The sequence below is a fragment of the Nocardia sp. NPDC058497 genome, assembly GCF_042720195.1.
GTDB lineage: Bacteria > Actinomycetota > Actinomycetes > Mycobacteriales > Mycobacteriaceae > Nocardia.
On record NZ_JBHXMY010000583.1, the window covers coordinates 1 to 701 of the forward strand.

General features: G+C 67.5%; 1 pseudogene. It reads left to right on the forward strand.

Annotated elements, in window-relative coordinates:
- Positions 1-701: pseudogene (locus ACFWPJ_RS27605) on the forward strand (hypothetical protein); the annotation flags it as partial.

Consider the following 701-nt stretch of genomic DNA (forward strand, 5'->3'; position numbering starts at 1 on the left):
GCTACGCGACCGAGGCCGAGAAGCTGCCGACGACGTTCCAGATGGTCGCCAATGGCATCGACCTGATGGAAGGTGCGCTCCTGCAGGCGAAGATGGCGATCGACAAGCCCAAAGAGCTGTCCCTCGACGGAAAGCTGACTGCCTGGATTCCGGACGGCGGAGTGCTCAAAGACGAGCAATACCGCATTGACGAGGCCGAGCGCGCCGCGCAGGAAATCCTGGAACGCGTGTACAAGCCGCAAGCTGTCACCGCCGACGAGAAGGCTCCGGTCCTGGCCGTGCCGAAGAATCCGATCGGTGACGGCGGCCTGCCCGTGGACACCGGCAACGGTGGCGGCTCGAACAATGGTGGCGGCAACGGTTCCACCGGCAACGGGGACCAGGGGACACCGCAGACCACTCCGCAGACGGCGACTCCACAAACCCCGACGACCGACACCCCGGACGACGACACCGACGACAACGCTGAGGACGACAGCTCCGGCGACGACACCTCCCCCGCAGCGGCGACACCTAGCACCGATCCGACCAATCCCGCTGCGACACAACAGAACCCAACAGCAACTCCGAATACCGGCGCCCCCGGTACCGGCACACCCGGTTCGGGCGGATCACCCGGCACCGGATCACCCGGCCTCGGCGCGACGGCGCAATCCCCCGGCGCTGGTCGCGCCGTACCCGGCTCATCGTCGGCGGGCACC